This window comes from Plasticicumulans sp. (assembly GCF_035331805.1).
GTDB lineage: Bacteria > Pseudomonadota > Gammaproteobacteria > Competibacterales > Competibacteraceae > Plasticicumulans.
Window position 1 is genome coordinate 1 of sequence record NZ_DAOLKE010000252.1, and the last position, 5,294, is coordinate 5,294.

General features: G+C 73.7%; 3 protein-coding genes. All 3 read left to right on the forward strand.

Going from position 1 to position 5,294, the window contains the following annotated elements:
* On the forward strand, nt 1-3,187 hold a 3,187-nt coding region (locus tag PKE44_RS14560; RefSeq protein WP_324552435.1), incomplete at its 5' end, for a P-loop NTPase fold protein.
* A 687-nt stretch (nt 3,188-3,874) separates the two neighbouring features.
* Nucleotides 3,875-4,852, forward strand: coding sequence for a hypothetical protein (locus PKE44_RS14565; protein ID WP_324552437.1), 978 nt, complete (start codon nt 3,875-3,877; stop codon nt 4,850-4,852).
* A 205-nt stretch (nt 4,853-5,057) separates the two neighbouring features.
* Nucleotides 5,058-5,294, forward strand: a 237-nt coding sequence (locus PKE44_RS14570) for a DUF6868 family protein (RefSeq protein WP_324552439.1), incomplete at its 3' end; no start/stop codon positions are given.

A 5,294-nucleotide genomic window follows, 5' to 3' on the forward strand; every position in this document is an offset into this window, starting at 1 on the left:
ACCGATCCGGCGCATCGCCGCCGCGGTCTCGCACGGCGTGCCGTGGCCGCGGCGCAGCGGCCGTGGCGAGCTGAGCGCCTCGGCGGCGAGCCTGCTGCGCTTCGCCGGCAACCGCGCCCGCACGCGTCAGGCCACGGCGCTCGATGCCATCGACCTGATCGCCGCCTTCGTGCTCGACACCCACGGCCACGAACGGCAGATGGAGAGCCAGGGCTTCGAGCTGCAGCGGCTGCGCGCCGCCTTCGCGGCGCGTGAGGACGAAGCGGCGCTGCACGGCACCGGCAGCGGCAGCGGGGCGCCTTCGTCTGTCGCCGGCGCCGGCGCCGGCGCTGACCATCCGCTGTGCCGGCTGCGCTGCGACGACGAAACCCGCTACGTGCTGCGCCACGCGGTGAATCTCGCGCTCGGCGCCCGCCGGCACGCACCGCCGATCCTGACGCTGCGCCAGATCCTGTACGCGCTGCTCGAAGCCGGCAGCGGCGACGGGCCGGTGGTGACGGCACGGGGTCTGCGCGCCAGTCTCGATGACTTCTATCGCCCCGGCCTCGGCGACGAGGTCGCCGCCACCGGCACGCAGCCGGACTGGCCGCCGCCGCCGTTCGCGGCCGGCGAGCCGCTGCCCGAGGTCTGGGTCGAGGTCACGGGCGTGCTCGATCGCGCCGTGCGCTGGTGCGCTGGCGATCCGCTCGAACTGCCGGCGCTGGCACTGGCGCTGGTCGCGGAAGCCTCCGATGCGGCCACCCGCGCCTTCGCGCCGCTCAAACCGCTGACGCAGGCCGGCATCGGCGAGCGCTGGCTGGCGGCGCTGCATGCCGGGGCGGTCACGGCCGGTCGCGATCCGTCGCGCTACGAGCAGTGGCTGTACGGCGAGCACCGCGCCGCGCCCTCCGGCGTGCTGCCCGATCTCGGCCGCCCGCGCGATGCCGGCGACGACTGCCTCGACGTGCGCCGCTACGCGCTGGCGCTGGCGGCGACCGCGGTGGCGCGCGACACCGCACCGCCGCTGGCGATCGGCGTGTTCGGCGACTGGGGCGCCGGCAAGAGCCACTTCATGGGGCTGATGGAGCTGGAGATGCGCACGCTCGCTGCCGGCGGCGATGCGCGCTTCCACCGCCATGTGCTGCCGGTGTGGTTCAACGCCTGGCATTACGCCGATGCCAATCTGTGGGCGAGCCTGATGCAGGCGCTGCTGGAGGCGGTCGCCGGGCATTTCACGGCGGGCACGGAGCCGGGCGAGGACGCCGATTTCACCCGGCTGCTGCGCCGGCTCGATGCCGCCAGCAGCGGGGCGGCGCTGGCCCGCACCGAACTCGCCGCGGCCGAGCGCAGCGCCGATGAGGCCAGAAAGCAGTTCGAGACGGCCCGCGATCAGGCGCAGATTCAGGAATGCGCCGTGCAGGCCCGGCTGGCCGACCTGTTTCAGGAACTGCTCGCCGGCCAGAGCGGTGCCAGCATCGGCAAGGACCTCGCCGATGAGCTGACGGCGCTCGGGTTCGACGAACTGGCGAAGACGGCCGCGGCCGCCGGCAATCGCTATGACGCGATCCTCGCCACGGCGGCGCAGGCCGAAACCCTGACCGCCGATGCCCGCGCGTTCTGGCTGGCGCTGCGCCAGTGGCAATGGATCGATGCCGGCCTGTTGCTGGCGATCGCAGCCGGCGGCGGCGCGCTGATCTGGGCACTGCATGCCGAGGCCGTCGGGCAAATGCTCGGTGCCGCGATGACGGCGAGCGGGGCGGCGGCGGCCGCGCTCGGCTGGCTGCGCCAGCGCTTCGGTGCGCTGGGCCGATTGCGCGAACGTCTGGCCGGCATCCGGCAGAAGCAGGCCGAAGCCGCTGCCAGGGCCGCGCTCAGCGAGCCGGCGAGGGCGGCCGAAACCGCCCGGCGCGATCTGGAAGCCGCGCGCCAGCGCCTCGATGCAGCCCTCGCCGCCCGCCAGCAGGCCACGGCTGCCGTGTCGGAATCCTTTGTTTCGGCCCGCATCGCCCGCTTCGTCGAGCAGCGGCTGAAGTCCGGGCTGTATCGCGAGCAGCTCAGTCTGGTCTCGACGATCCGCCGCGACCTCGACACCATCGCGCGCTTCCTCGGCCAGCAGTCCCGGGAGCGGGCGCAGCAGGAGGCGCAGGCGCGCGAACGTCTGGCAGGTCTGGGTCTTGGCCACAAGGCCACGCCGGCGCTCGATCGCATCGTGCTCTACATCGACGACCTCGACCGCTGCCCGCCCGAGCGCGTCGTCGAGGTGCTCGAAGCCGTGCATCTGCTGCTGGCGATGCCGCTGTTCGTGGTCGTGGTCGGCGTCGATGTGCGCTGGGTATCGGCGGCGCTGTGCCGGCGCTACCGCGGCCTGCTGGTCGGCGAGCGCGGCGCTGCGGCGGGCGCGCACCCGACCGCGACGCCGACCGATTACCTCGAAAAGATCTTCCAGATCCCGTTCCGGCTGCCGGCCATCGACGCCGTGCCGGCCCGCCGCCTGCTCGGCACGCTGACCGGCGTGTCGCTGCTCGCCAGCGGCCTGCGCATCCCCGGCCCGGCCGTGCGCGTGCGGCCGGATGCGAGCGATGCAGCGTCCCGTGCTGCGGTCCCGGCCGGTCCAGACACGCCGGCGGTCGTCACGGAGCGTCCGCACAAGCCGGCGGATGCGGGCGCCGGGGCTGCCGGGGCCGAAGCCCCGCAGGCAGCGGAGGCGCAGCACGAGGCCGGGACCGCGGACGAGGCGCGTCACACGATGATCGCCGTCGCGCTGAGCTTCAGTGCCGACGAAGCCGGCTTCATGGCCCGGCTGCTGGCCACGCTCGGCGGCTCGCCGCGGCGCGTGCGCCGCTTCGTCAACAGCTACCGCGTCTACAAGGCGGCGCTGCGCGATGCCGAGCTGCGCGCGCTGACCGAGGGCGGCGGCTACCGCGAGGTGCTGACGGCGCTGGCGCTGCAGATCGGCCTCAACCCGCATCTCGGCCGCCTGCGCGAAGCCCTGCTGCACCGGCCCGGGGACGACGGGCAGGTTCAGGCTCAGGCGCCGGCGCGCGTGCCGGAGATCGGGCTGGACCCTGCCCACCGCGCCCGGCTCGAAAACGCCCTCGACGCGCTGAGAGCCGACGGCGACACGCCCGAGCGCGAACGCCGGCGCCTGCTCGACCTGCTCGATCGCCCCGACATCGCCCGCTTCAGCTTCGCACCGGCGCAGCGCTGATACCGATCACCGCTTCGCTTTTCAGCCCATCGTCCCGCGTGGGCATGGGTATCTACACAAACCGGCAATTCCCGCGGGCAACGGGTCTCGGCACCAAGGCTTCGGTCTCCCCTCTCCCCTTGCGGGAGAGGGGGCGGGGGAGAGGGGGACGCTGGCAGCAGCGCCAGCCGCTGGCCCCCTCTCCCCAACCCCTCCCCCGCGAGGGGGGGAGGGGCTGAAAAGCAAAGCGCTCTGGTGTGATCGGTATGAATCGCGCTGAAGCACGCTGATCCGCGCCGGCCGGCCGTGGCCGGCAAGCCGTTGAACCTTCTGCCCGGCGCAGCGTTCGGATTGCGCATGACCACACATCCGGCAGGAATCGCGGTCGTCATGGCCTGCACGCACCGATCCGCAGCGCGTGCTCCGGCCCGCAGCGTCCGCCCGCCTGCCCTTGTCCACGGTCTGCCGGGGCCGATGACCGGACCCGTCGCCTGCGCCGCCGCCTCGATGCGGCGGCGCACCGTCAGCGAAGCGCCGCGCACGCTGCCCGTCCCGGGGCCGGCCGGAACGCGCAGCGGCATTCGCGTCCGCAGGGTCACGGCCGAGGGCCACCGACCCGCCACCATGACTGCCGCGCACCCGTTGCCGTGGCCCTTCGCCACGATCCGTCAGCCGGGGCAGCCGCAGTCGAAGGAGTGAGGATTCGCCATGAGCCAGATCGTTTCTGCCGTGTATGCCACCCACGCCGATGCCGAGGCCGCGCGTCAGGCGCTGATCGTCGACGGCTTCGAGGCCGCCGAGGTCCACATCACCTCGCTCGCCACCGGCGACGACACCACCCCGTCCGCACAAGGCGGCGGCGTGCGGGGTTTCTTCCGTTCGCTGTTCGGACTCGAACCCGAGCATCCGGAGGTCGAGCGCTACGTCGCGGCCGTCGACAGCGGCCGTACCGTCGTCAGCATCGAGGTCGATGACGACGAGGCGCTCGCGGCGCGCACGGTGCTGCTGCGCTACGGGCCGGTCGACCTGCCGCCCGGCGAGGGCTACGTGACCGATGCCGACCGCCTGCGCAACGGCGATGCCGAGTCCGAGTACCGCACGACGATGCCGTTCGGCGAGAGCATCTGCGCCGGCGCGGCCGGGGCGGCCGGCGAGCCGGGCGCGCGCCCGGGCACGACGCCGATCCCCGAGTCCGAAACCGAGGCGCGGCTCGCGACCCCGCCCGGCCTGCGCGAATCCCCGGCCCTGGCGCCGGCCGTGCCGCCGGCTTCGGTCTATGAGGATCCGCTGCTGAGCGAGGACCCGTCGCGCACGCAGCCCTTCGTGCCGGTCGTGACGCAGCGCGTGCTGCCGGACCCGCTGCTCGACGAGCCGCGCCCGACCGACCTGTACGCGGCGCGCGATGCGTCGATCGAGACCGGCGAGCGGGCCGCGGATGCCGTCTACAGCGGCGCGGCGCACGAGCACGAGCCGGTGCTCGCGCCCGATGCGCTCGATGAGGGCATCAGCCACGCGCCGGGGCTCGAAGAAACGCCGCCGACCGATCCGGCGAGCGTGGTCGGGGGCTCGATCGCCGAGGACCAGCATGAACCGCCGCACACGGTGCCGCCGCTGGCGCCGATCGTGCCGCCGGTCGCGCCGATCGCAGCGCCGCACCAGCCGGAACGTCGCCGCCAGCCGCGCTGAGCGATCTGCAGGGGGCCTGCATGGGGCCTGATGTCTGGTTTGCGTGCGTTCCGCTTCCGGTCGATGCGCGCGTGCCGCGACGGCCGGTTCCGCGGAACGGGTGGGCAACGGCGACCCTGCGGGGCCGGTCGCCGTTGTCTGCCGATCCGGGCCGCCTGCAACCGCAGCGGCCTGACCCGGCCCCGCGTCGACCGGAGCCCAGGCCATGACCGCCCAGTCCCTCGGCACCGTGCTGCTCGGCGCGGCGCTGATCCACTACCTGATCCTGCTCGCGTGGTTCGCCGTGTTCACCGGCGCCCACGACGCGCTGCACCGCCTGCACGGCCGCTGGTTCCGGCTGCCGGTCGAGCGCTTCGACGCCATCCATTACGCGGCGATGGCCGGCTACAAGCTCGGCGTGCTGCTGTTCTTTCTGGTGCCGGGGATCGCGCTGAAGCTCTGG